The organism is Beduinella massiliensis, assembly GCF_900199405.1.
Classification (GTDB): domain Bacteria; phylum Bacillota; class Clostridia; order Christensenellales; family Aristaeellaceae; genus Beduinella; species Beduinella massiliensis.
Map to the genome: position 1 here is coordinate 3,882,488 of NZ_LT963430.1, position 26,169 is coordinate 3,908,656.

The 26,169-nt window shown below is 62.5% G+C and carries 22 protein-coding genes; 10 read left to right on the top strand and 12 right to left on the bottom strand.

Annotated elements, in window-relative coordinates; translation table 11 throughout:
* Positions 1-5 precede the first annotated feature (5 nt).
* From C1725_RS18455 to C1725_RS18470, 4 genes are all read left to right on the top strand, one after another.
* Positions 6-815, top strand: a complete 810-nt coding sequence (locus C1725_RS18455; RefSeq protein WP_346026848.1) for a PHP domain-containing protein — start codon at positions 6-8, stop codon at positions 813-815.
* Position 816: 1 nt separating this feature from the next.
* Entirely contained in the window at positions 817-1,806 is a 990-nt protein-coding gene (locus C1725_RS18460) for a Gfo/Idh/MocA family oxidoreductase (RefSeq protein WP_102413141.1), read from the top strand.
* A 13-nt stretch (positions 1,807-1,819) separates the two neighbouring features.
* Positions 1,820-2,824 (top strand): Gfo/Idh/MocA family protein, encoded by a 1,005-nt coding sequence (locus C1725_RS18465; protein ID WP_346026849.1) that lies wholly within the window; start codon positions 1,820-1,822, stop codon positions 2,822-2,824.
* Positions 2,825-3,114: 290 nt separating this feature from the next.
* The gene (locus C1725_RS18470) at positions 3,115-4,788 is read left to right on the top strand and encodes a hypothetical protein (RefSeq protein ID WP_102413142.1); all 1,674 of its coding nucleotides are present in this window, start codon (positions 3,115-3,117) and stop codon (positions 4,786-4,788) included.
* 98 nt (positions 4,789-4,886) lie between these two features.
* Here the strand turns inward: C1725_RS18470 and C1725_RS18475 are convergent, their stop codons facing one another.
* From C1725_RS18475 to C1725_RS18490, 4 genes are all read right to left on the bottom strand, one after another.
* Complete coding sequence (locus C1725_RS18475) at positions 4,887-6,020, bottom strand: enolase C-terminal domain-like protein (RefSeq protein WP_346026850.1); 1,134 nt, start codon at positions 6,018-6,020, stop codon at positions 4,887-4,889.
* A gap of 34 nt (positions 6,021-6,054) precedes the next feature.
* Positions 6,055-6,942, bottom strand: a complete 888-nt coding sequence (locus C1725_RS18480) for an ABC transporter permease subunit (RefSeq protein WP_102413144.1) — start codon at positions 6,940-6,942, stop codon at positions 6,055-6,057.
* Between the two features lie 14 nt (positions 6,943-6,956).
* On the bottom strand, positions 6,957-7,886 hold the full coding sequence (locus C1725_RS18485) for an ABC transporter permease subunit (protein ID WP_102413145.1): 930 nt from the start codon (positions 7,884-7,886) through the stop codon (positions 6,957-6,959).
* Positions 7,887-7,994: 108 nt separating this feature from the next.
* A complete protein-coding gene (locus C1725_RS18490; RefSeq protein ID WP_346026851.1) occupies positions 7,995-9,608 on the bottom strand; it encodes an extracellular solute-binding protein in 1,614 nt (537 codons plus the stop codon).
* Positions 9,609-9,827: 219 nt separating this feature from the next.
* On the opposite strand from C1725_RS18490, the gene C1725_RS18495 reads away from it, so the two are divergent.
* Together C1725_RS18495 and C1725_RS18500 are read left to right on the top strand one after the other, a co-directional pair.
* Positions 9,828-11,642 (top strand): histidine kinase, encoded by a 1,815-nt coding sequence (locus C1725_RS18495; protein WP_102413147.1) that lies wholly within the window; start codon positions 9,828-9,830, stop codon positions 11,640-11,642.
* Positions 11,639-13,108 (top strand): response regulator, encoded by a 1,470-nt coding sequence (locus tag C1725_RS18500; protein WP_102413148.1) that lies wholly within the window; start codon positions 11,639-11,641, stop codon positions 13,106-13,108. Before C1725_RS18495 ends, C1725_RS18500 begins: the two co-directional genes overlap by 4 nt.
* A gap of 50 nt (positions 13,109-13,158) precedes the next feature.
* On the opposite strand, the gene C1725_RS18505 is transcribed toward C1725_RS18500, so the two are convergent.
* The 6 genes from C1725_RS18505 to C1725_RS18530 all read right to left on the bottom strand — a co-directional run bounded on the left by C1725_RS18505 (position 13,159) and on the right by C1725_RS18530 (position 18,462).
* Entirely contained in the window at positions 13,159-13,824 is a 666-nt protein-coding gene (locus tag C1725_RS18505; protein WP_102413149.1) for a DUF4956 domain-containing protein, read from the bottom strand.
* Positions 13,825-13,875: 51 nt separating this feature from the next.
* Positions 13,876-14,583, bottom strand: a complete 708-nt coding sequence (locus tag C1725_RS18510; protein ID WP_102413150.1) for a VTC domain-containing protein — start codon at positions 14,581-14,583, stop codon at positions 13,876-13,878.
* 32 nt (positions 14,584-14,615) lie between these two features.
* A complete protein-coding gene (locus C1725_RS18515; RefSeq protein ID WP_102413151.1) occupies positions 14,616-16,244 on the bottom strand; it encodes a CotH kinase family protein in 1,629 nt (542 codons plus the stop codon).
* Positions 16,241-17,092 (bottom strand): ParB/RepB/Spo0J family partition protein, encoded by an 852-nt coding sequence (locus tag C1725_RS18520; RefSeq protein WP_102413152.1) that lies wholly within the window; start codon positions 17,090-17,092, stop codon positions 16,241-16,243. Before C1725_RS18520 ends, C1725_RS18515 begins: the two co-directional genes overlap by 4 nt.
* A complete protein-coding gene (locus tag C1725_RS18525; protein ID WP_102413153.1) occupies positions 17,089-17,865 on the bottom strand; it encodes an AAA family ATPase in 777 nt (258 codons plus the stop codon). Before C1725_RS18525 ends, C1725_RS18520 begins: the two co-directional genes overlap by 4 nt.
* Before the next feature lie 102 nt (positions 17,866-17,967).
* The gene (locus tag C1725_RS18530) at positions 17,968-18,462 is read right to left on the bottom strand and encodes a hypothetical protein (RefSeq protein WP_102413154.1); all 495 of its coding nucleotides are present in this window, start codon (positions 18,460-18,462) and stop codon (positions 17,968-17,970) included.
* Positions 18,463-18,638: 176 nt separating this feature from the next.
* Between C1725_RS18530 and C1725_RS18535 the strand changes: the two genes are divergently transcribed.
* Both C1725_RS18535 and C1725_RS18540 read left to right on the top strand, forming a co-directional pair.
* Entirely contained in the window at positions 18,639-20,027 is a 1,389-nt protein-coding gene (locus tag C1725_RS18535; RefSeq protein WP_102413155.1) for a metallopeptidase TldD-related protein, read from the top strand.
* A 42-nt stretch (positions 20,028-20,069) separates the two neighbouring features.
* Positions 20,070-21,404, top strand: coding sequence for a metallopeptidase TldD-related protein (locus C1725_RS18540; protein WP_102413156.1), 1,335 nt, complete (start codon positions 20,070-20,072; stop codon positions 21,402-21,404).
* A 58-nt stretch (positions 21,405-21,462) separates the two neighbouring features.
* On the opposite strand, the gene C1725_RS18545 is transcribed toward C1725_RS18540, so the two are convergent.
* Positions 21,463-22,248, bottom strand: a complete 786-nt coding sequence (locus C1725_RS18545; protein WP_102413157.1) for a helix-turn-helix domain-containing protein — start codon at positions 22,246-22,248, stop codon at positions 21,463-21,465.
* A gap of 143 nt (positions 22,249-22,391) precedes the next feature.
* Between C1725_RS18545 and C1725_RS18550 the strand changes: the two genes are divergently transcribed.
* Together C1725_RS18550 and C1725_RS18555 are read left to right on the top strand one after the other, a co-directional pair.
* Positions 22,392-24,413 (top strand): pyruvate formate lyase family protein, encoded by a 2,022-nt coding sequence (locus C1725_RS18550; RefSeq protein WP_102413158.1) that lies wholly within the window; start codon positions 22,392-22,394, stop codon positions 24,411-24,413.
* A 10-nt stretch (positions 24,414-24,423) separates the two neighbouring features.
* Entirely contained in the window at positions 24,424-25,272 is an 849-nt protein-coding gene (locus C1725_RS18555; protein WP_102413159.1) for a glycyl-radical enzyme activating protein, read from the top strand.
* Between the two features lie 51 nt (positions 25,273-25,323).
* On the opposite strand, the gene C1725_RS18560 is transcribed toward C1725_RS18555, so the two are convergent.
* A complete protein-coding gene (locus C1725_RS18560; protein ID WP_102413160.1) occupies positions 25,324-26,166 on the bottom strand; it encodes an ABC transporter permease subunit in 843 nt (280 codons plus the stop codon).
* Between the last annotated feature and the right edge of the window lie 3 nt (positions 26,167-26,169).

Sequence of the window (26,169 nt, forward strand, 5' to 3'; positions counted from 1 at the left end):
TACCCGTGATCGACTATCATGTGCATACCTCGTTTTCCGACGGCGAGGAATCCGTCGAAAACGTCGTGCGCCTTGCCGCCTTTCGCGGCATCACCAGCCTCGCCATCACCGATCACTTCGACCCGTTCGATCCCGGCGCCTCCCTCAAAAACGTGACGCATACGGCGGATGCGCTCGCCCTGCACTTTGAGCGCATCCGCCGCGCGGGAGCCCGCGAAGGGGTTGAGGTCTTCTGCGGCATCGAAACCTGCACCGGCCCGGACGGACGCCTTCGCCTGCCGGAGGGCGTTCGAGAACTGTGCGACCTGATCATCACCAGCCCGCACTACGTCGCCTATGACGGCGAGCTGCGGCGCGGCGATTACTTTGCAGACGGCTATTGGGAGGCGTATAAGCGCCTCCTGCTCGCCCAGGCGCGTGGCGAGGGCGACGTGCTCGGCCATCCCGAGGGCTATCTGCCTATCGGCCCCATGCTGGGCAAGGGCACTACCTACGAAGGCCGCAAGCGCATCTGCGCGGACATCTGCGCGCGTTATCTCGACGCGGCGTTCGTCGCGCAGCTGGCGGACGCACTCGCCCAAAGCGGCAAGTCCTGCGAGCTGCACGGCGCGACGGGCACCCCGCGCGAGAGCACCGTGCGCGCGCTCGCAGCGCGCGGCGTCCGCTTTTCCCCCGGCAGCGACGCGCACGCCATGAACCTGCTGGGACAAAACGACCGCGCCATGGCGCTCGCGGCGCGCCTGAGCCTGCGGCTTTACAGGCCCCGCCGACGTGATTTTGGGGCTTCCTCATCGACCGACAAAGGAGACTGCTGATATGGTACGCATCGCCCTGATCGGCTGCGGCACGATGGGCCGCACCCATTCAAACGGATATCTTTCCATCGAAAACGCAAGGCCCGTCGCATTCTGCGACCTCTTTGCCGAAAAGGCACAGCCGCTTGCCGACGCGCACGGCGCGAAGGTCTACACCGATTTTGACACCATGCTGCGGGAGGCCGAATTCGACGTGCTGGACGTGTGCCTGCCGACCTACATGCACCACGACTACGCCGTCGCAGGCATGCGCGCGGGCAAGCACGTTTTCTGCGAAAAGCCCGTCGCGCGCACCGCAGAGGAGGCGGAGGACATGATCGCCGTCGCGCGCGAATGCGGCGTCAAGTTTTCCGTGGGCCATGTGCTGCGCTTCTTTCCCAACTATGTGGACGCCGCGTCCCTGTGCGCGAGCGGCCGTCTGGGCACGCCGCGGCTCATCCGCACGATGCGCAACCAGGCCTTTCCTGCCTGGAGCTGGGAGGGCTGGTATCAGGATTACGAAAAGAGCGGCGGCCCCATTCTCGACCTGGTGATTCACGACCTGGACTGGATCATGCATTCCTTTGGCGACGTCCAGCGCGTATATGCGCTGAGCCTGGGCGGCACTGTGCCGGGGCAGGAGCACTGCATGCTCGTCCTCCGGCTGCAAAACGGCGCGATATGCCATGTCGAGGGAAGCTGGGCGCTGCCCAAGGGCTCCGCATTCCATACCGCGTTTGAAATCGTGGGCACGAAGGCCCAGCTCGAATACGACAGCATTCAGGACGCGCCCATCACCCTGGAAACCGCCGAGGGCGGCGCGCACCAAACCGACTACCTGTCCCCCGTGCTGGGGCCGATGGAGCCCTATACGCTGGAGCTGCAAAAGTTCATCGATTGCGTGGATCATGGCACCGCTCCGGCCGTCACGGGCGAGGAAGCGCTGAAGGTGCTGCGCGTCGCTCTAGCGGCGCTGGAGTCGTCCCAAGCCGGCAAGCCGGTCACGCTGTAAGGGGGATTACGATATGAAGAACATCAAAATTGGCGTCATCAGCTTCGAGCACATGCACGCCGTCAGCTATACGACGAACCTCCTGAAGCTACCCGGCACGCAGCTCGTCGGCATCGCGGACGCGGACGAATACCGCGGCACGCAGATGGCCGCGCGCTTTGGCACCCGCTACTATCAGGATTATCACGAGCTGCTCTCGCAGGATATCGACGGGGTGATGATCTGCACCAACAACCGCATGCACTGCGAGGTCACGGTGGATGCCGCCAGGGCGGGCAAGCACATCCTCGTGGAAAAGCCCTTCGCGGTCGATCCCGCCAGCGCAGAGCGCATGCTGCGGGCCGCGCACGACAACGATGTGCGCATCATGAACGCCTTCCCCGTCCGCTTTAACCCAAACGTAAAGCAGGCCAAGCAGATCGTCGATTCCGGAAAGATCGGCCGCATCGTCAGCATCACGGGCATCAATCACGGCAAAATACCCTGCGGCTGGTTCATCGACCCTGCGCTCTCCGGCGGCGGCGGCGTGATGGATCACACCGTACACCTGGCCGACCTGATGCGCTACTTCACGGGCAGCGAATTCAAAAACATCTACTGCGAAAGCGGAGACCTCATCCATAACCGCCACATAGACGACTGCGGCATCGTCGCCGCGCAGATGGAATCCGGCGCGATCGCCACCATCGATTGCAGCTGGGCGCACCACAAAAACTATCCCATCTGGCCGCAGGTGGATATGGAGATCATCGGCACGAAGGGTTCGCTGAACCTCAAGGCGTTTGCGCAGGTCAATCACCTGATCGATCCGGAGGGCGACCTCCTGGAGGACATCGTCTGGAACGAGGACGGCGACGCGGGCCTCGTTCGCGAGTTCGTGGACGTATGCCGCACGGGCAGGGAGCCGAACGCCTCCGGCGCGGACGGCGCGCGCGCGTTGGAGGTGGCCGTCGCCGCCTACGAGTCCACGCGGACGCATGCGCGCGTGGACGTGCAGCACATACAGACGGCGTTTTAACCCTGTCTCTTCCCCTCCTGCGCAGGAAGCAGACGAAGAGCCGTGAAGCCGCTGCTGCCGAAAAGCGGCCGCTGAATGGGCGCAGAATCAAAAAATAAATGCGAGGTTTGAAGCCCGAAAGGATTTTCAAATCTCGCGTTTTACTTTACGCTTATTGTGACAGGCAAAAAACAGGAGGCACCCGCTCGCAAAATCCCAAAATTGGTTGCAGGGGAAGAAACGTACCCGTTCAGCCGTTTGGATGGAGGGTAATTCCTGTTTATGCCTTGATACGATGGGGAGGAATTTGGATGGTCAGGAAATGGAGCGCGCGGCTTGGTCTTATCCTTTGCCTGCTGATCGCCTCTGTCTGCCCCGCGCAGGGCGAAGACGCGCCCGGAGAAATCGCCCTGCGATTTCAGGCGGCCTTGAAGGCGAACGACCGGGCGCTGGCCGCAGCGCTCTGCCTCGACGGCGAGGCGCTGGCCAACTGGGCGCCGCCTGATCACATGCGCTTCGCGGTCTACCCTTCCATCGAGGACGCCGCGCTCGCCAGCGTGGAGCGATCGGACGCGTGCGCCGTCGTTACGCTTTCGCTGACGGCTTTAGACCTCACGCAGGAGGAAGCCTTTGTGAACAAGACAGAAGGGCTGGAAAACCTCTATCAGCCGGATTCGGCGGAAGAAATCGCGCTGCGCTTAAATGCCATGCAGCAGGAGCTGGAGCATACCCGCAGGGCTTTCAGCATCCCTTATGTCCTCCGGCCTGTCGGGGATACCTGGAAGGTCGACCTCGCAGCGACGCTGTCGCGTTGGCCCTACGAGCCCGCCCCGGATGTCTCTGTAGCCTCCTATGGCATTTTGGAATACGACAGCGCGCTCTTGAGTTACTTTATCGACGAGGCCCTATTGGCCGGCTCGCTCGAATGCCCGAAAGATGTCGATTGGGTGCAATGGCGCGCCTCGCTCACGGCGGACGAGGTCTTCGGTGCGCTGGGAGAGCCCGTCTACAACGTCTGGCTTCGGCTCACCGCGGATACACCCGCCGAGGAGCTGACCGACTTTTGTTTGGCGGGCGGCGCCTGTCGAACCGCGCCGGAGAGATACTTTGATTACGTCGATCCGCCGGACATCCTGGCTCGCCATTGGGTCGGCCTAGGCGGCAGGGAAAACGCGGTGTTGCTGGCCGCGCTGCCCCTTGAGGGGAAGGGAGATCTGTGCGGCTATACGCTGAGCTGCCGGCGGCGCCTGAACAGCGGTTTGCCTTTTTATCGGGAAGAAACGCTTGTTTTGCCGTTGGAGGGCGTACCCTATGCAGAGGCAGTGCCGGCGGGCAGCGTACGCTTCACGTTCGACCGTTTTTTCCGCCTGCAGGAGGGCCTCTACACGCAGCGGTGGGGGCAGACCGTACCTGTCGAAACCCTGGGACAGCTCATGGTTGACGAGTTCGACGACGGCGGCGAGCCAGTATGGCTGCGCCTGCCCGAGGACATAGCCGGTCTATCCGTCACGAACGACCGCTACGCACTCTACCGCCTCCAGGGCACGCTCGCGAAGGCGTCCGGTGATTTCGGCGTCTACGACGTCACCTTCACGACGCAGACGGAGGGCGCGTTCGTCAAAGCCTTTGAACGCTGCGGCACCTGCGACGCCATCGACGTCTTCGATCTGCCGGGCACGCACAGCGGCCGGCAGGAGCTGCTGCAGATTCCCGTCGACCTCACCGTCCTTCTGCCCATCGAGGGGCGCACCGAAGACGAACTGGAGGATGCGCTGCGCAATCTCGACATCACCGCCTCGTTTTCGGGCGAAAAAATCGACTATTGCTACGAGCAGCACGGCACGACCACCCGTATCGGACCGCGCAGCAGCATCGCGGCTGATCTATCCTCTCTTTCGCGCTGGGATGGGGACTACACGGGCCTTCTGCAAACGCGCGAGGCCGACAGGGTGCCGCCCCTGGACGCCGTTCAGAATCCGATCTGACGCGGGAGCCGCGCCTTTCTGAATCTTTATTGATCCATGCAGCCTGGTATATTAACGGGGCATTCGCACCTTCCCACATGCGAATGCCCCGTTCTTCTTTACACCTCCGGCGCCCAGATGAGGTCCATGCCAAAGCCCGGACGGTCCGGCAGCGTCATGATGCCGTTATGCAGTTCATACCCGCCGTAATCCACGCCCTCGGACTCGCCAAGCACCGCCTCGATACAGGGGATGTGATGAGGATACGCGGCGGCCAGGTGCGCGCAGTAGTGCGTCTTGACCACGTTGCCCCAAGCGTGCGGCGAGGCGAGGTAGCCCTTCTCCTCGATCTCCTTCATCAGCTTCCGCCAGGCCGTAAATCCGTAGCCGCACACGTCCGGCTGCCACACGTCGAGCAGGCCTTTAGCGGCGAGATCGTGCAGCAGGTCGATGTCCGTCATGGATTCGCCGTCCGCGATCAGCGTGCGCGGACGATGGACGTCGAGGTACTCGCGCAAGGCGCGGTTGGCCTTTTCCTCCTCGCGGAAGGGCTCTTCGAACCAGACGAGCGGCGCGTCCCCGATTCCCTCCAGAAAGGCGATGGCGTCCTCGACGCTGTAGCCGTCGTTGGCGTCCACCATCAGGCCCGCGTCCGGGAACGCCTCGTGGATGCGCCGCACGACCTCGATGTCGCGCGCGAGCCCCGCGTCATGCTCCATCCAGATGCTGCCGCGGCCGATCTTGATCTTGAGCGTGCGATGGCCCAGCGCGTAGTCGTACGCGCAATCGGCCAGAACCTGCTCCACCCCCTGCGGACGATCCTCGGGGATGATGTCGTTCATGTAGATCGCGCCGTCGTAGACGCGAATCTTCGGGCTGGCGCTCTCGGAAATCATGCGGCTGACCGGCAATCCGAGGATCATGCCCGCCAGGTCGTGCAGCGGAATGTCCAGCGCCTTGAGCGTATCATCCAGAATACCCGTGCCGGCGGAAAAAATATCCGTCAGGCACTTTCCCGTTATGCGCTCCGCCGTTGCCCTCGCATCCTGAAGGCTGTCGCTCAGCTCGCCCCAGCCGCAGGCGCCCTGATCAGTGCAGACCTTGGCGACCGTCACCTCGCCGCCAAAGCCGTGGTAGCTCAGCCGCGCGTTCTTGCCGTGCAGGCGCGGGTAGCGCGCGCGGAAGCGATAGAAGGACACCTTGTCGATCTTGTGCTGCGAGAGGACCTTGTCGAAGTTTTCTTCCCTGTTCATGGTTTTCCTCCTCATTTGTCTGTTTACCGGGGGATCAGCCCTTGAGCGCGCCGATCATGACGCCCTTGACGAAGAACTTCTGCACGAAGGGATACGCGATCATCATGGGGATGCAGCTGACGACGATGACGGAGTACTTGATCGTAACGCCCAGCTTCGAGCTCTCCGCGTAGGAGCCGTCGCCCGCATTGACCTGGTTGGCGAGCAGGATGTTGCGCAGCACCAGCTGCAGGCTCTGCTTGCTGCTGGAACGCAGGTAGATCAGCGCGTCAAAGTAGTTGTTCCAGTGGCCTACGGCGTAGTAGAGGCCGACGACCGCGATGATGGGCATCGAGAGCGGCAGCACGATGCGCAGCAGGTAGCGCGTGTAGTTGCATCCGTCGAGCACCGCCGCCTCGTGCAGCGTCTCGGGGATGGAGCTTTGAAAGTACGTGCGCATGATGATCATGTTCGTCGTCACGATCGCGTTGGGCAATATCAGCCCCCACAGGGTATCGACCATTTTCAGATCGCTCACCAGCAGGTAGGTCGGAATCAGTCCGCCCTGCACGTACATCGTCAGCACCACGAACAGCGTCAGGATATTGCGCCCCGGCAGCTCCCTGCGCGAGAGGGGATAGGCGATCAGCGTCGTCAGCAGCATGTTGATGAGGGTTCCGACGACCAGGTAAATCGAGCTGTTTTTAAAGCCCAGCAGGATGTCCTTGTTCTCCATCAGCATCTCATAGCCCTTCAAATTGAGCTCCACCGGCAGCAGGTAAACCCTGCCCAGGGAGATCGCGTCCGAAGAGCTGAACGAGGCGCTGACCACGTAGATCAGCGGATAGATTTCGATGACCAGGATTATCAGCGAAACCGCGAGCAGAATGCCCAGAAAGATGCGGTCGCGCTTTGTCTCCCGGATGACCGTGGATTTTTTCACGATGCCGCCTCCTCTCACCACAGGCTGGTTCCGCCCATGCGCTTTGCCAGCAGGTTGGCGAAGAAGAGCAGGACGATGTTGCACAGCGAATTAAACAGGTTGATGGCCGTCGAATACGAATAGTTGCCCTCCAGAATGCCGACGCGGTACACGTAGGTCGAGATCACGTCGCTGGAAGCGCGATTGAGGTCGTTTTGCATCAGCAGCACCTTTTCATAGCCGATGTTCATGATCTGCCCGCAGCGCAGCAGCAGCATGATGGTAATGGTGCCCATGATGCTGGGGATGGCGATGTAGCGGATCTTCTGGATGCGCGTCGCCCCGTCGATCGTCGCCGCTTCGTAGAGTGCGGGGTCGATGCCCGCCAGCGCCGCGATGTAGAGGATCGAATCCCATCCCATGTTCTGCCAAAGGCCCGAGAGGACGTACATCGGCTTGAACGCGCCCTCGGTGGCGAAATAATTCGTGGTGCCCAGGCCAAACTGCGCGCGCAGCATGTTGTAAACGCCCGTGTTGGGGTTGAACATGAGCTGAAGGATGCTTACCAGCACCACCGCGGAGAGGAAGTGCGGGATATAGGTGACGTTTTGCAGCACCTTTTTGTATCGCACGTTCTGAATCTCGTTGAGCAGCAGCGCAAACAGGATGGGGATGGGAAAGCCGACGAGCAGGCTCACGAAGTTGATGACGAGGGTGTTGCCGACCACGCGTTCAAAGTAAAAGGAATTGAAAAAGCGCTCAAAGTGTTTCAGCCCGACCCACTCGCTGCCGAAGAAGCCGCGCACAGGCCTGTAATCGCGAAAGGCGATCTGTACGCCGTAGAGCGGGATGTAGCGGAAGATGACGTACCAGATGAGCGGAAGCAGGAGAAGCAGGTATAGCTCCCTTGCCGCCCAAACTCTATGCCCCAGAACTCTTCTCTGTTTAGGTTTTGGTGAAACCATATTGGCTCTCCTTTTCTTACGCCCTTTCGCCTGTGCGGCTTCGGGCCCTGTGCAAACGTGTTTGAAAAAAGGGGGCGGCCGGGCAAGCCCGCCGCCCCATGGAAGCCATTACAGGGCGTCGTAATAGCTCTGGTAGAAGCCAACCAGTTCCTCCGCGCCGAGCTTCACCGTAGTCTTCACGTATTCGTCCCACTTGTCAAAGCTCATTTCGCCGGTGATGAACTTCGCCTGGCATTCGTTCACGTAGACGTCGAGGTCCGAAATGATCTCGTTAATCCGGTCGGATGTCTCTGAAGCGAACTGCGGCGCGCCGTACACGGCATCCTTCTGATAGTAGGGCTCCCAGACGGGCACGTTCTCCTGCACCTTGTTGCTGTAGATGTAGTTGGAGTTGTCCTCATGGCGCCAGTAGCCGAAACCGCCGCCCGGCAGGGGGCAGGCCTCTCCGACCGCGACCGCGACGCCGCGCTCGTCGTTCAGCATCTCTTCCGCGTAATCCCACCTGCCGTCCGCCGTCTTCTGGCAGGTCTTGCCGATCAGATCCTCGTTAAAGCAGCCGACCGTCATGGAGCCCTCGTAGGTGAAGAAGTAGTCGAGCAGGCGGAAGGAAACCCAGGGCGACTCGTCGGCCGCGGTAATGAAGGTATTCGCGCCCATGGAATTGGAGCCCAGGGCGATAACCGGTTCCAGGCCGCTGTCGCTCTTGACCGGCGCGAGCGCCACGTAGTTGTCGCTCACCGTGGTGAACAGATCGTCGGAGCTCAGGCCGAACACGCCGATGTTGCCGCTGGAGATTTTGCCGATGGACATGTCGCTCGTCTGTGTGAAGACCTCGTTGTCCAGCAGGCCTTCCTTATACATGACGTTCATGTACTCCAGAACCTTCTTCCAGGTTTCATCGGTCTTCAGATAGCTGACCTTTCCATCGACGAGCTGGATGTTTTCATTGCCCAAGCTGTCCGCACCGAAGTTGCTGTGCAGCCCGAACAGGCCAGCGATGATGTCGGGGCGGGCGTTGTGCATCGCGCCGGAGTCCTCGACGGTGTAGGGAATCTCGTTGCCCGTGTTGCCGTCGCCGTCCGCGTCCTGATCGCGGAACGCACGCAGCACGTTCAGCAGCTCCTCGGTCGTCGTGGGGGTCTCAAGACCCAGGTTGTCCATCCAGGTCTTGTTGATCCACAGGTTGCGGTGGCTCGTCAGGTTCGCCTTGAGGGTGTTGACGCCGGGCAGCGTGTACAGCTTGCCGTCGGCGGAGCGAACCGACGCTTCCACGCCGGGATACTGCTCCAGCAGGGGCTTCAGGCCCGTGGAGTATTCCTCCATCAGTCCGTCGATCGCGACCAGCTGGCCGTCCTCCACCACGCGGGGCAGGTTCTTGATGCTGCCCTTCATGATGATGTCCGGCAGATCGCCGGAGGCGAACATTAGGTTGACGCGCTCTTCCCAGCCATCAGCGCCCACGACGATCCATTCGATCTCGATGTTCATGAGCTTCGCGATGTAGTTGAGCGTTTCCATCTCGGCAGGGTCCGAAATGTTGGCGGGCTTTCGGAGCATGATCGTCTTCTTGACGGGCTCCTTCACGATCGGGTAGCCGGTCGGGTTGAAGTTCGCGTCCTCTTTGGAGAGGGCCACGAGGTCCTTCTCCTCCGCCAGGGCGGTCGCCGCGAGCGTCGTCAGCAGCATCGCCAGCGCTACCATGCAGCACAGAAACTTTTTCATGTCTTGGCCTCCTTGTTTTTTTGAAAGCCCGTCCGCGTCGTACCAGGCTTCCTGTAATGGCTCCATGTTAACTTTTTGGTCCCGTCAAAACCACCACGTAATTTACGATTTATCTATCCCTTTTTTCGGACATTGGGCATCACGCCGCTGATTTCTTGCGGTTTTTATGCCATTGTGTTAGAATCCCTTCATCCAAGCAATCGAAAACGAGGTACGTTTATGTCACCCTTACGAAAAAAGCGCATAATTTCCGTCAGTTCAGAGAAGAACGACGGTGAAATCATCCGGCGTTTTTCCGCCGCCCGAAAGGTTTTAAAAGACGCGCAGCACAGGCTGTGCTCGCTTTTCGACGTGCGCCGCCACATCTCGGCGCACGTCTTCGTCTCCATCTTCCTGTCGGTCCTGCTGATCTCCACGTTTCTCATCAGCGCATACTCCCTGAACGCAATGAATGACCTGACCCAGGTGTCCGTGCTAAGCGGCCAAAGCGCGGTAGATACCATCGCCAGCCAGATCGACACGTTCGTCGACAACATTGCGCAAACCCACGTGCTGCTCTTCTCCAGCGAAAACGTCTATCCTTTTTTGTACGACACCAGCGTCAGCATGCCCTCCTACGAGTGGTTTCAGGGCTATCACGACGCGCAGAACATGCTGCGCTTCTGCGGACGCAGCCAGTACAACCTCATCAGCGGCATGCTGCTGCAAAAGAGCGCGTCCGAAAAGCTGCAATACGGCGGGTTTAATGCGCTGATCGACCCCTACTCGCTCAAACCGGACGAGCTGAACCGCCTGCTGCTGCGGGACGGCTTTGCCTTCTACGTCTCCTCCACCTCCCTGGGCGACGGCAGCAACGCCTACCTGTACTCCCAAATCTACAACAGCGCCTTTGACAGCCTGTGCAGAGGGCTGCTGATGCCGGACAGCGGCCTCGTGCTGCTGGACGCCGAGGGCAGCGTCTTTCGCCGCTACGAGGACGGAGCGGACGCGGCGGGTCAAATCGACGCCTACCTCGCAGGACGCGCGCAGAGCGTCATGCCCGGCGGGCTGCATTGTGCGCAGAGCACGTCGCCGCAGACCGGCCTTACCGTCGCGATGGTCTTCCCCGCAATGCGCTTTTCAGAAAAGCTGTCCGAGATCATCCCTTGGCTGCTGCCCGCGGCGCTTTTCGCGCTCGTCGCCGGGTTCCTGCTCAGCTTCGGGCTTTCCCGTAAGGTGGTGAGCGGCTTTCAGGTCATGCAAAACAACATCCGTCTGGTCGAAAGCCGCGCCTATGGGGAGGTAGCCGTCATCCCTTCTCAGGACGAATTCGGCCAGCTCAGCCGCACGTTCGCGCATATGGCCGCGCACATCGACGCGCTCATCCGCGAAAATCAGGAGCGGGAACGCACGCAGCATGAGCTTGAAATTCAGGTGCTTCGCGCGCAGATCAGCCCGCACTTCCTCTACAACGCGCTCAACAGCGTGCGCCACCTCGCCTCCATGCAGGGCATGGACCACATTGACCGGCTCACCGGGGCGATCATCCGCCTGCTGCGCGCGGCGCTGAGCAATACGGAGGCGCTGATCCCCCTCTCTCAGGAGATCGAGTACGTGCGAAACTACTGCGAAATCTGTCAGTATCAATACCTGAACGACTTTTCGCTCGACATCGAGGTCGACGAGACGCTCATGGAATGCCGTCTGCCGCCGATGGTGCTTCAACCCATCGTCGAAAACGCGATCATCCACGGCATCGCGGACTTCCGCAGCGACGGCGTCATCCGCGTCCACGCGCAAAAAAACGCCGACGTTCTCTTCTTGACCGTCACGGACAACGGACAGGGGATGAGCGGCGAACAGATCGACGAGCTGCTGGGGCAGGAGCGCAACACGGACAAGCGCCGCTTCTCCGGCATCGGCATTCAAAACGTGCGAAAGCGAATCCAGATGCGCTTCGGAAGCCGGTTTGGCCTGAATATCTTCGCGGAACCCGGAAAATATACGACCGTGCAGCTATCCCTGCCTTTTCTTTCAAAGGAGCCCTGTGAATGAAGCAAATCCTGCTGGTAGACGACGACTTTTTGTCGCTCAACGCCTTCTACGCGCTGGCGGACTGGGGGCGTTACGGCCTGCGCATCGCCTATGAGGCGCACAATGGGCGCGAGGCGCTCGCCTACCTGGAAAACGCCGTTCAGCCGCCAGACGCCGCCTTTATCGACGTGTGCATGCCCGACATGGACGGTATCGCGCTGCTGCGCGCGCTCTTGCAGGATTACCCGTCGGTCCTGTGTTTCATGCTCAGCAGTTATTCCGACTATTCCTACGTGCGCGAAGCGCTGAAACTGGGTGCGGCGGACTACCTGCTCAAGCACGAAATCAGCCCGGACGGCGTCATCCGCCTGCTCGCGCAGCATGGCCTGTGCCTGCCCATGGACGCGCAGGAGGACGATCCGGAGCAGAGGCTGCAGCGCGCCCTGCTGGGCGGGGTGGAAGAAGGCCTTCGCGGCTACCTGGTCTGTGCCGTCTATCAGGGCGAACGCCCTCTGATTGAGGCGCAGCAGCGAAGCATCCTGCAAACCTGCCGCCACATCCTGAACGACGTGGCGGGGACGGCCGTCTGCGCGCCGGCTGCCGGTCAGCTCGCGCTGCTGCTGCCCGCCGATGAGAAGGATTGCGCCAAAGGCCTTGCCGCAGCGGAGCAGCGCGCATCCCTTCTGCAAAAGGCGCTCTTCAAGTATCACAACGCGCGATACGCCTTTGCGCCCCCTCACTTCTGCGCGGGGGCGGGACAAATTCCCGGCGTCTATCAGCTGTTCGTACGGGAGCATGAACCGGCCGCAAAGCCCCGTTCCTTCCTCGCCTCGCGCGAAAGCGCCGTGCTCACCCTGGCGGTCATCAACGGGCAAAAGACGATCATCGACCAGACTCTCCGTTCGCTGTTTCTGAGCACAGCCAAGGAGCGCTGCAATGAACTGTACAACAACCTGTTTTCCCTGCTCAGCCACGCACGCCAGACGCTGGGGCTGCCCGCCGGGGAGCGCGCGGTCGTTCCCCCGGGCTTAGCGCAGGCTCAGGCGTACTTTTTCGAGCAGTTCTCGGCGCTCTGCGACCAGAACAGCTCGCTTCGGGCGCGCCGCTATTCACCCGCCATCCGGGATGCGCTCGACTATTTGGGCCGCCATTACGCCGAAGACATCCATCTGGGCGACGTGGCAAAGCACTGCCATTTGAGCTACAACCACCTGAGTTACCTGTTCAAAAAAGAGACCGGCGACAACATCATCAGCTGCCTGAACCGCATCCGCATCTATCATGCGGCGCACCTGCTGCTCTTCGATGAAGCGAGCGTCGCAGACGCCTGCCAGCAGGCGGGGTTCAAGGGCTACAACCACTTCGTGCAGAATTTCAAGACGATCACCGGCATGACGCCCACGGAATTTAAAAGAAGCCCAGCGGCGGTGGGCTGGCTGCTTTCCTTCAGCCCGACGGAGGCTGACGCGCAGGGACAAGTAAAATAAAAAGGAGAAGGCAGCGCTTCCGCGTCGTCTTCCCCTTTTTTCAAACGGCCTTATGGACACTGATCGCCGTCGTGTGAAAGCACGCTGACCGATTCTATCGACGCGAGCGCGTGCAGCTTTTCCATCATCCCCTGCTCGTCCCGGGCGCGCAGCTCCACGACCAGTTCCAGCCGGTTCGCCGTGAGCACGCGCGATTTTACGCGAAAGCGCGGCGCAAAGGCGCGTATGCATTCGAGAATTTCCTTCTGCTCAGCGTCTGCGCGCGCATTGACCACCACCAGATAAGGCTGGCGGACGAGCGGCACCCACTGCCAGAAGAGGATGCCCAGCGTCATGCCAAGCGCGCAGAGCAGCGCCAGACCGTAAAGCCCGCAGCCGCAGACCATGCCGGTCCCGATCGACCAAAAGAGGAACATCAGATCCTTCGGGCTCTTGAGCGCCGTTCTGAAGCGCACGATTGAAAGCGCGCCCACCATGCCCATGGAGACCAAAAGGCTGGTCTGCATCGCCAGAACGATTCCGGCCGTCATCAACCCGATGACCCCCACCGTGACGGAGAAATCGCGGGAAAAGAACGTCGCGGAGGTCGCCAGGCGATAGATTACGCTGACATACGCGCATAGCGCCAGCGCAACGAGAAGGGTCAAAACGACTTTGCTCCACGGAAGCTGCGAAACGAGAGACGCGGATTGTATTGCCTCAACAATCGAATCCATTGTATATCCTCCTTTTGTAAGGGCCGCACGCCGGGCGGTTTTCCCTGTCGATCAACGTCCCGTCGCCTCACGCGACAGCGCGTACTTGGAAAAGGAACTGGGCAGCATCGCGCCCGAAAGCAGCAGGCCGTCCACGACGGAGGGCAGCAGCGCGTCGTACTTGACCTCCAGAATGTGGCGATCCTGCTCCAGCACCGGCATCATCGGCATGCCCTCCAAGAAGTCCTCCGTCCACGTCCCCGCCGAGACGTTGCAGTCCAGCGTCACGCGCACATTGCCCGGTTCGTACACGAAAGCCACCCGGTCGTAATCCACGACGCAGGCCGGACGCAGCAGCCGGGATCTCTGCAGCCCGGCGAACTGCCGCCATACCGCCGGCCGGTCTGGCGAAAGGTCGAGCAGCTCGCCCCGCAGAATCGCGCGGCAGTCCTCCTGGGAGATAGGGCAGCTCGCCTTGAGCGTCATGCCGCCCCTGCGGCTCTTTTTTTCCAGATGCATATCCTCTTTGTTGCCGTTATACATCCTGATTCGGAACTTGTCGCGCTGCGGCACCCCTGTTTGGGTCTGATGGAGCGCAGCGTTTTCGTAATCGTCGAAGTACAGGCTGGAAATGTGGTAGACCCCATCCCCATCCGTGTGTTCATCCATCCGCAGGACCTGCCGCAGGCGCAGGGCGAGCGCCTCCATCTGCCGCGTGGAAAACAGATACTTGTTTTCGTGCCTGTATCCCGCCGCCTCTTCCTGTTTCCAAATGCTCATGAGCGCTATCCTCTCTTCTGCACGCCGCGCGGCTACTGCGTCAGTTTCTCTTCCACGATGAACAGCGAATCGTCGTCCACCATCAAAATCCAGTCGTCCAGCAGCGCAAGCCTTTCCGACATAAAGCTGACCAGTCCGTACAAATCCGCGTTTTTCTCCTCGTCCATCCAGCGGGCGCTCTCCCGCCGGTAGGCTCCCGAATCGTTGAGGACATGCTCATACCAGGCTATGCGTTCCTCCAGCCACGCCTCGCTGAGCACGCCCTCGCGAAGCGTCTGCCAGCGCGGGCGCCAATAGCCGCGCGCGCCGTCCACGTCCGCGGCGACGAGCCGCATGGCGATCGGAAACGCCTTGATGCCGCCCAGGGCCGTGAGCCGATCCTCGGAGCCTGTGTCGGCCTCGATGCCGAAGCTCTTGTCCAAATCCCACGGGAAGAAGGAAAGCACGTAGCCCTGCGGTTCGTCGTGCCACCAGATGAAGAGGTTGTTGCGCACGTTGTCGTTTAGGGCGCAGGCCTGCACGAACAGCCAATAGTCGATCGCGTTTCGGACGTCCACGCGGCCTTCAGCCGCCTTTCTGAACGCATCCATCTCTTCGATGCCGCCGCTGAGGGCGACGTATTCGTTCAGCAGCGCCCAGTCATCCTCCTGCGCCTCCGTCTTTTCCGGATAGCGATACTGGTATCCATAAAAGCGGTTCCACTCGTTCACCTGAACCGGCCGTTCAAAGGCCGTCGTATACCCCAGGTACATCGAACGGTACATGACGTCCTGCTCGATCACGCGCGTTTTTCCAGCCCGCGCGATCGCCTCCGCATCCGCCGCCTGTGCCAGCACGTACAGACCCATGTAGGCGTCGTCCAGGAAAAGCTCGACAAATTCGCCCTGTGTTCCGTAATAGTAGGGATCATCCTCCCGGGCAAAGCCGTTCCAGATGTCCAGCGCCAGCTTGTCGCGCACCCGCGTTCCCTCGAGCGCCCCGGCGATCAGCACCCAGGTATCCCCTGCGGGCATGCCCAAAACCGGCAGGGCTTCGCCGCTCAACCGGCCCGAGTGTCCCTGGCTCATGAGCTTCATGCGGTAGGACTTCTTCTCCGCCTGGGTTGCCGAGGAGCCGCGCGTGCGCAGATTTGCCCGCATGGAAACGTACAGTCCGTTTTCCGAATCGCTGATGCGCACGGAGCCCAGCGTGTCCTCCCGCGTCAGCTCGCGCCCCGCGTATAGCTGCACGACCGGAAGGCCCGTAAACACGACGCCCGCCGTGGTATAACGTTCGCCGTCCCAAACCATAAACGAATAGCGGACACCGTCGGCGACGGCCTCCGCCTTATCGTCAAACATGTACTCGTCCACCCACGCCGCGCGCATACCCGGCGCGGCGACGCACAGCGGAATCTCCGGCCACTGCGCATCGTCCAGACGCAGCGGGCAGTAATACGTGCGGCTGGATGCGTCGTAGGCGAGCCGCTCCTCGCCGAACACGAGCGCTCCTTCCAGCCGTTCTTCCGTCCATTGAAGCGTGTCCTCTACGTCCCAGAGCGTTTCAATGGGTTCGGTGCAGATCTCCGCCGGGCGCTTCCCATCGTCCGCGCGGACCAGCCACACCGCCACGCACACAAAGACGGCCGCCGCGCACGCCAGCGCCGCCAGACGCGACTTCACGGCCGCGGCCCCAAGCGCTGAATCGCCTCGTACAGCGTCTCCAGCTCGTCCTGAGAATAGTACTGCAGCACGATGCGCCCTTTCTTCGGCGTGCCCGAGATCGTCGCACGCACCCCCAGCGTCTCGCGAAGATCCTCCTCCAGCTTCGTCAATTCGACCGCCAGCACGCTTTCCCGCTTCTTCTTTTCCGGCGCTTTCTGCGCCGCCTGCTCCAATTGGCGAACCGACCAGCCGCTGAGCAGCGTCTGTTCAAACAGCCTCTGGCGGTGCGCCGCGTCCTCCACGCCCGCGAGCACACGCGCGTGCCCCGCGGACAGCTCGCCCGTGATGACCTTGTCCTGCATGGCCTTGGGCAGCGAAAGGATGCGCAGCAGGTTGGCGACCGCCGGACGGCTGCGCCCGAGCTGCGCGGAGACCGCCTCCTGCGTCAGTCCGCACTCGTCCATCAGGCGGCGGATGGCCTGCGCCTCCTCCACGGGGTTGAGGTCTTCGCGCTGAATGTTTTCCAGCAGCGCGACCTCCATCTGCTTCACCCGGTCGTAGCTGCGCACGATCGCCGGGATGGTGGAAAGCCCCGCCAGGCGCGACGCGCGGTAGCGCCGTTCGCCCGCGACGATCACGTATCGCCCTTCCCTGGGGTAGACGATGATCGGCTGAATGACGCCCGAGTGCTGAATCGACGCGGCGAGCTGGCGGAGCGCCTCCTCGTCAAAGCGCTTGCGCGGCTGCTCGCGGTTCGGGTCGATATCCCCGATGTCGATCTCCACGACCGCGTTTTCAGGCACTGTCTCTTCCTCGATCTCCGGCAGCAGCGCGTCCAGCCCGCGCCCCAGTCCCGTCTTCTTCATCGTTTAGCCCCCTTGTTTCTCTGTACCAGCTCCACCGCCAGGTCCATGTAGGCCTCGGCCCCGCTCGAGCGCGGATCGTACAGGTGGATGGGCAGGCCGTGGCTGGGCGCCTCGCCCAAGCGCACGTTGCGCGGGATGACCGCGCTGAACACCTTGCCCTTGAAGTGCTTTTTCACCTGCGCTACGACCTGCAGCCCCAGGTTCGTGCGCGCATCCAGCATCGTCAGCACGACGCCCTCGATCTCAAGCCCCCGGTTGAGCGTCTTCTGCACGCGCGTCACCGTGCCCATGAGCGACGTGACGCCCTCCAGCGCGTAATACTCGCACTGAATCGGCACCAGCACGCTGTCCGCCGCGCACAGGGCGTTCACCGTGATGAGACCCAGCGAGGGCGGACAGTCGATGAAGACGTAGTCAAAGCGATCGCGCACGCTGACAAGCGCCTCGCGCAGGGCGTACTCGCGGTGCTCGGCCCCCGTGAGCTCCAGCTCCGCGCCCGCGAGGCGGATGTCCGCGGGTAGCAGCGTCAGCCGCTTGACCTTCGTCTCCACGAGCGCCTCCCCGGCGCTGCATTCGCCCGCGAGCACCTCGTAGATGGTCTTCGTCTTTTCCTTCACGCGCACGCCCAGCCCGCTGCTCGCATTGCCCTGCGGGTCAGAATCCACGACCAGCACGCGCTGGCCCTGTGCGGCCATGCACGCGCTGAGGTTGATGCTCGTGGTGGTCTTGCCCACGCCGCCCTTTTGATTTGTGATGGCGATGATCTTACCCATATGCTTCCTCGATCTATATTTATATGATCACATGTCCCTGAAAATGCATTCTTATATTATACCGGAAACCGCCCCAATGGGCAATAACAAAGGACGCGGTTTTCAACCCGCGTCCCCAAGCCAGGTCTCGTACTGTTCCTTGTCGAAATTCTCCACGATCAGCCTGCGGATCAGCTCCCTGTCCATGTCGGTCGCGTATTCGCCGAAGTCCAGATACAGCCTTCTCAGCGCGGGCAGCGACGTATGGCGCATCGCGTAGCCGTTGAGATCCCAGTAGGCTGCCCGACAGACCGGGAAGCGCGAGAGCACCAGCGCCATCAGCTCCTCGCACATCGCCGCGCGCTGCGCGTTGCGCACCTTGACGACGCGCCCGTCGTCCGTTTCAAAGGCCATCGTACCCTGCGTCATCTCGTAAAGCTGGCTGAACACAAGCTCTTCCAGCCTGTCGTACAGCGCGTCCAGCGTAATCGTGTCGTAAAAGTAATTGCCCAGCAGGATGGCGATCTGGTCGCATAGATCCATGCGCGCCCCGGCCACCCTTTGGCCCATATACCGGCTCAGCACCCGGTAAACCTCGTCCCGCGTAATCCTGCGCATAAACCGCACCCCTCATATCTCCTTCTTATATCTATTCTACGCCGGAGGCCCGTTTCCTCCGCGTCTGCTTGCCCCGCTAAAATCTTTCCCCGTGTACGGGCATCCTATCCCCCTCCCCTTGAAAACCGGTCCAAAAGGGGTATACTAGTAAGCAGACCGTAGACAGGAGGTACGTTATGGATCGTCTATTCCTTCAGGAGGTGCTCGCCACGGCGCTTCGGCGCGGCGGCACCTTTGCGGAAGTCTTTGTGGAGGACCGCGAAAACGCCCTGATATCCCTGCGCGGGGGCAAGATCGAAAACGCCGCGCGCTCGCGCATCTGCGGCGCCGGCGTGCGCGTGTTCGACGGGCTCAAGTGCATTTACTGCTACACGGCGGGCACGAACCGCGCGGAACTGCTCGCCTGCGCCGAACGCGCGGCCGCCGCGGTGATGGACGCGCGCGCGCAAGGATGCGACGTGCGCCTTACGGAGCGCATTCCCGCCAACCTGCACCGAATCGCCCAGCTTCCGGGCACCGTCGAGAGCGCACGCAAGGCGCAGAAGGTACGCGACGCGTACGCGGCCGCGAAGGCTTATTCCCCCGAAATCGCGCAGGCCATCGTCGACTACACCGACGGCGACCAGCGCGTCACCATCGCCAACAGCGAGGGGCTTTGCGTCAGCGACCGGCGCGTATACACGCGCCTGCGCTGCTCGGCCGTGGCCTCCAGCGGCGTGGAAAACCAGAGCGGCACGCTCGCCCCGGGCGCGATGGCAGGCTTTGAGCTGTTCGACGGGCGCGTGGACCCGGAGGCCGTAGGCCGCGAGGCCGCCAGGACTGCGGTGACCATGCTGCACGCGCCCGCCTGCCCGGCAGGCGTGATGCCGGTCGTCATCGACAGCGGGTTTGGCGGCGTCATCTTCCACGAGGCCTGCGGCCACTCGCTGGAAGCGACGTCCGTCGCCCGCGACATGTCCGAATTTTGCGGCAAGCTGGGCAGGCAGATCGCCGCCACCTGCGTCACCGCCGTGGACGACGGCACGATTCCCGGCGAGTGGGGCTCCACCAACGTCGACGACGAGGGCATGGAGACGGGCCGCCTGGTGCTCATCGAAAACGGCATCCTGAAAAACTACATGATCGACAAGCTGAACGGCCTGCGCATGGGCATGGCGCCCACGGGCTCCGGCCGCAGACAGTCCTACGCCTACGCGCCCACATCCCGCATGCGCAACACCTACATCGCCGCGGGAACGGATGACGAAGCGCAGATGATCGCCACCATGGGCGACGGCCTCTACGCCCGCCGGATGGGCGGCGGCTCGGTCAACCCCGCGACAGGCGAATTCAACTTCGCGGTGGACGAGGGCTACCTCGTGAAGGACGGCAAGATCGCGCACCCCGTGCGCGGCGCTTCCCTGATCGGGCGCGGCGGCGAGGTGCTGATGCGGATCGACCGCGTCGGGCGCGAGCTGCGCATGGAACAGGGCATGTGCGGATCGCTCAGCGGCAGCGTGCCCGTAAACGTGGGCCAGCCGATGATCCGCGTTTCGAGCATTACGGTAGGCGGAAGCGGAAAATAAGCGCAAGAAGGTCAAGAACAAAGCATCCAGAAGGAGGAGCTTATGGAATTCGACGCATTTGTAAGCGCCCTGTTCGAGCGCGCCAGGGCGGCGGGCATCGAAAGCGCCGAGGTATATTACGCCTCCGGCGACTCCCTGCGCGTCTTCGTGCGCGGTCAGAAAATAGAGGATTACACCGTCTCCGCCCGCGCAGGGCTGTCGTTTCGCGGCGTCGTGGCGGGCCGCATGGGGTACGCCTCCACCGAGGCGCTGGACGAGGCAGCCATCGACCTGCTCGTCGCGGGCGTGAAGGAGACCGCAGCGCTCATCGATTCGGACGACGTGCAGGACATCTTTCCCGGCAGCCCGAGCTATGAGGCGGTCGCGGCCTCAAACGCTTCTGCTGAGAGCGTGCCCGTACAATCGCTTATCGACCGCGCAATGAGCATGGAGCAGGCCATGGAGGGCGAGGGCATCCAGGTGGATCGCAGCGTCATGCAGCTCGCTTCCGGCACGGTTCGCCTCGTCAACACCTATGGGCTCAGCCTGAGCCACACGGACGGCGCGGTCTACGCGATGGCCGAGCTCGTCGCCCGGCGCGGCGAGCGCACATCGGACGGCTACGCCATGGAGTGGGCGTCGGACCTCGAGCGCCTGGACACGCAGGCCGTCGCCCGGCGTGCGGTGGAAGACGCCCGCTTCATGCTGGACGCGGGCAGCATCCCCAGCGGCGAATACGAGGTCATCTTCCGGCGCGAAGCCGTCGCCGACCTGCTGGAGACGTTCAGCGGCATCTTCTCCGCCGAAAACACGCAGCGCCATCTCTCCCTGCTGGAAGGACGCGTGGGCGAAACGATCGCCTCGCCCTGTGTCACGCTCGTGGATGACCCGCTGCTCCCCGGCGGACCGGAATCCTGCCCGTTCGACGCGGAGGGTGTCGCCGCCTATACCAAGAGCGTAGTCGAGGACGGCGTGCTCAAAACCCTGCTGCACAACCGCAGCACCGCGCGAAAGGACGGCGTCGCCTCCACCGGCAACGCTTCCAAGGCGAGCTACAGCGCGCCCGTGCGCGTGAGCCCGACAAACTTCTTCCTGAAGCCCGGCGAAAAATCGCTGGAAGCGCTCCTTCAAGAGATGGGCGACGGCCTGGTGATCACCGAAATCAGCGGCCTGCACGCGGGTGCGAACCCGCTCTCCGGCGACTTCTCGCTGCTCTCCAAGGGGTACCTCGTTCAGGCGGGGAAGCGCGCCCAACCGGTCGAGCAGATCACCGTCGCGGGCAACTTCTATCAGCTGCTAAAGGGCATCCGTGCGGTCGCAAACGACCTCAAGTTCCTGAGCGGCGGCGCGGGCGGCACGTCCATCTGGGCGGGCAGCATGTCCGTCGCGGGCAAGTAGGCAGCAGAAATGACACGGCAAAGTGACGGCGGCGGGGAAATTTCCTCGCCGCCGTCCTTCATGCCCGAAATTCCCCGCTTCCGTAGTGCGAGGGCGTCCTGCCCGTCGCCCGCATGAACGCGCGGTTGAAGCTGCGGATGTTTTGAAAGCCGCTCTCCATCGCGATGCGCGTCATGCTGCCGCGCCTTTGCTCGATCAGCCGGCAGGCGAGCTGCACCCGGTATTGGTTGACGTACTGCCTGAAGTTCATGCCCACAGCCGTGTGAAAGGCGCGCGAAAGGTAGTTCTCGCTGTAGCCGAGCGCCCGCGCCGCTTGCTTCATCGAGATGTCCTCGCGATAGTTTTCCTCCACGTAGCGCATGAGGCGGACGAGCAGCTCGTCGCTGCGCCGCGTCGCGGGCGCGGCGGGCACAGCGCGCTTGTATTGCGCGCATACGGCGTAAAGCGCGGCCATGAGCGTGAATTTGTCCGGCCCGTCCACGCCCAGGAAGCCTTCCCGAAGGTATCCGTCCAGCGCGGCCGGACAGGCGAATACCGACCGTTCCCCGGCGCGGCCCTCCATCTCCCTTTGAAAGGCGCTGACATAATCCCCCGAAAACACGCACACCAACGCCTGCGACGCGGCAGGCGTGCGGTAGGCGTGCACCTGATTGGGCAGCACGAGCGCCAGATCCCCCGCCTGCGCGCGTTCCCGCCGCTCGGCTACCGATACCTCCAGCTCGCCGGAGAGCACGTAGACGAATTCAAAGTCCCGGTGCAGATGCGGCACGTACGCAAAATCGCGGTACAAATCGATCTGCACGTGCCACAGCGAGCGGGAATTGTCCAGCTGATAGAGCAGCATCCTGCCATCCCCTCAAAGGTCATTTTTTGTCCGGCAGAAGGCCGTTTTTTTCTTTCCTCCGCCGCCGGGAATTTCTATAATAGGATCAGCCTTCCGCGCTTTCGCGCGGCGGCCTGACTCTAAACCGAGAGGAAGGATCCCGTATGACGGAGAGAATCCTTGCCATAAAGAACGCGCAATGGGAACGCCGGCATCATGCGTACCGCCAGCGTCCGCAGGTAGACCCCGCGCCTTACCGCGCGCCGGGCATGCCCGACTTTGCGCGCACCGCACGCAGGCTCAAAACCGCCCTCGCGCTGGAAACGCCCGTGCTGCTGCCTGGCGAACTCATCGCCTTCACGCGCACCGTGCCCGCGCTGCCCGGCATCTACACGGACGAGGAGTGGGCCGGGATTACGCAAAATCACTTCATCCACGAGAAGGGAAACGTCTGCAACCTCTCGCCGGACTACGCCTCTGTGCTGAAAAGCGGCCTGCTCGCGCTTCGCGCGCGCCTGTCCGACAGCCCCTATCACGCGGCCATGCGCGAAAGCATCGACGCCGTGCTGGATCTGACCCGCCGCTACCGCGAGGAGGCGCTTCGCGCGGGCGACGCGGCGCTCGCGCAGGTGCTCGCGCGTGTGCCCGCCTATGGCGCGGCGACTTTCCGCGAGGCGCTTCAAGGCCTGCGCATCCTGCACTTTTGCATGTGGTGCGAGGGGGATTACCACAATACGCTCGGCCGTCTCGACCAGACGCTGATGCCCTACCTGCAGCGCGATTTGGACCGCGGCGCGCTCACGCAGGACGAGGCCTTCGAGCTGCTGGAAGCGTTCTTCCTCTCCTGCAACCGCGACAGCGACCTCTACCCCGGCATGCAGCAGGGCGATAACGGCCAGAGCGTCGTGCTGGGCGGCATGACGCCGGACGGCCGCGACGGCTACAACCTGCTCTCCGAGATGTGTCTGCGCGCCAGCGCGGAGCTCAGGCTCATCGACCCGAAGATCAATCTGCGCGTGAGCAAGGACACGCCCCTCTCGGTCTTTGAGCTCGGCACGCAGCTCACGAAGCTGGGCCTGGGCTTCCCGCAGTACGAGAACGACGACGTGGCCATTCCCGGCCTGCTGCGCCTGGGCTATGAAGAAGCGGACGCGCGCAACTACGCGATGGCCGCCTGCTGGGAATTCATCATTCCCGGCCGTGGCATGGACATCCCCAACATCGGCGCGCTCTCGTTCGCGGGCGTCGTGGATCAGGCGCTGCGGGAGGGACTGCGCACCGCCCCGGACATGGAGGCGATCCTGCGGGACGTCGAAGCGCGCGTCTTCGCGGACGTGCGCCAAACGCTTTCTGGACTGCGGAACCTGTACGTCATCCCCTCGCCCTACCTCTCGCTCTTCTTTGAGGGCTGCCTCGAAAACGGACGCGACATCTCCCTGGGCTGCCGCTACAACAACTACGGCCTGCACGGTACGGGCCTCGCACCCGCGGCGGACATGCTTTCCGCCGTGCAGAAAACGGTCTTTGAAGAAGGGCTCGATCCGAACGAGCTGCTTCGCGCGCTGGACGCCAATTTTCTCGGAGCCGAGGAACTGCAAAATCGCCTGAAGTTCTCGTGCCCCAAGATGGGCAACGACGACGACGCGGCGGACGGATATGCCGTGCGGCTGCTGGACATGTTCTCCCGCGCGGTGGAGGGGCTTCAAAACGAGCGCGGCGGGTGCGTGCGCGCCGGCACGGGCTCGGCAATGTTCTACATTCAGCATGCGGAAGGCCTCGGCGCGACGGCCGACGGGCGGGAGGCGGGAGTGCCCCTGCCCGCGAACTACGCGCCCTCACTCAACGTGCGCCTGAATGGCCCCGTCTCCCTGATCCGCTCGTTCACCAAGCCGGATCTCGTGCGCGCGATGAACGGCGGGCCGCTCACCATCGAATTTTCCGACAAGGTCTTTCAAAACGACGAGGCGATTGAAAAGGTCGCTCAGCTCGTGCGCTTGTTCGTGCTGCGCGGCGGCCACCAGATTCAGCTCAACACCGTCAACCGCGAGCGCCTGCTGGACGCTCAGAAGCACCCGGAGCTGCACCGCAATCTGATCGTGCGCGTGTGGGGCTGGAGCGGTTACTTCGTGGAGCTGGACAAGTGCTACCAGGACCACATCATCCGCCGCGCGGAGCTGAACGCCTAAGGAGCGCAAGATGGAAACCGGAATCGTATTCGACGTCAAGGAATTCGCCGTCTTCGACGGACCGGGTATCCGCACCACGGTCTTTCTGAAGGGCTGCCCGCTGCGCTGCCAGTGGTGCCATAACCCGGAGGGGCTTTCCGCCCTACCGCAGCTCATGGTAAGCCGCGCTTCGTGCACGCACTGCGGCGCGTGCCGGGCTGCCTGCCCCCATCCGGACGTGTGCACCGCCTGCGGCGCGTGCATCCCCCGCTGCCCCCTGGGCCTGCGCCGCATCGCAGGAACCCCTTGGACCAGCGAGGCGCTGGCGGAGCGCCTTCTTCGCGACGCCGATCTGTACGCACAGACGGGCGGCGGCGTCACGTTCTCCGGCGGCGAGCCGCTGATGCAGTGGCCCTTTGTAGCGGATACGCTCGCCCGGCTGCGCGCCGTCCACACCGCCGTCGAAACCTCCGGCTACGCGCCGGACAGCGTGTTCGAAGCGGCGATGCGCGCGTTTGACCTCGTCATGCTGGACGTGAAGCTCACCGACCCTGCACGCCACCTCCACTATACCGGGGTGGATAACGCGCCCATCCTGCGCCACGCGCGCATGCTGCAAACGGGCGACACCCCCTACATCCTGCGCGTGCCGCTCATCCCGGGGGTGAACGACGACGAGGAACACCTCGCCAACGTGGCGGAGCTGGCGGCCGGCGGGAAAAAGCTGGTTCGCGTGGAGCTCCTGCCTTATCACCAGACGGCGGGCGCCAAGTACGAGATGGCGGGCATGGACTATCGGCCGGAGTTTGACACGGCGCGGCCGGTGACGCCGCACACAGAGGCGTTTTCGCGCCTGGGCGTTCCCGTCTGTGTGCTGTAGGCGCCGCTGATTCGAAAAAAAGAGCCGGAAGGCTCTTTTTTGTGGCTCGACTTACCCCTTGATGCCCGTCAGCGCGATGCCGCCCATGATGTGCTTCTGTCCGAACAAAAAGACCAGCACGCAGGGCATCGTCACGACGACCGACGCGGTCATGACCAGGTTCCACTTGGACGTGTACTTGCCCATGAGGCTCTGCAAGCCCACGGCCACGGTGTACTTGCTCATCGTGTTCAGGTAGATCAGTGGGTTGAAGAAGTCGTTCCACGTGGCCATGAAGCAGAAGAGGCCCACCACGATCATCGAGGACTTGGCCAGCGGAATGTCGATGTTCCAGTAGATGCGAAAGCGCGACGCGCCGTCCACGAACGCGGCCTCATCCAGCTCGCGCGGGATCGTCAGGAAGAACTGGCGCATCAGGAAGATGTTGTAGGCGCCGCCGCCGAGAAATGCGGGGATGATCAGCGGCGCGTAGGAGTCGACCATGCCCAGACGGCTCCAGCCGATGTACACCGGAATCAGCGTCACGGCGCTGGGCAGCATCATCGCGCTCAGCAGCAGCGTGAAGATCGCGTCGCGCCCCTTCCAGCGCACGCGGGAAAAGGCGTAGGCCGCCATGCTGGAAGTGAGCAACACGCCCAGGAGGTTCATGAGCACCACAAACACGGTGTTGCCGAAGTACTTCGGGATGTCCGTCTTGGTAAACACGTCCACGAAGTTCTGCAGGGTAAAGGGATTCGGAATCCACTCCGGCGGCATGATGAAGATCTGCTTGATACCCATGAAGGAGGAGCGCACCATCCACAAAAACGGCAGGACGGCCACAAACCCGAACGCGATCAGCAGCGCGTACAGCAGCGCATAGCCTGCGACATGGTAAAACTTTTTCTTGCTCATGCT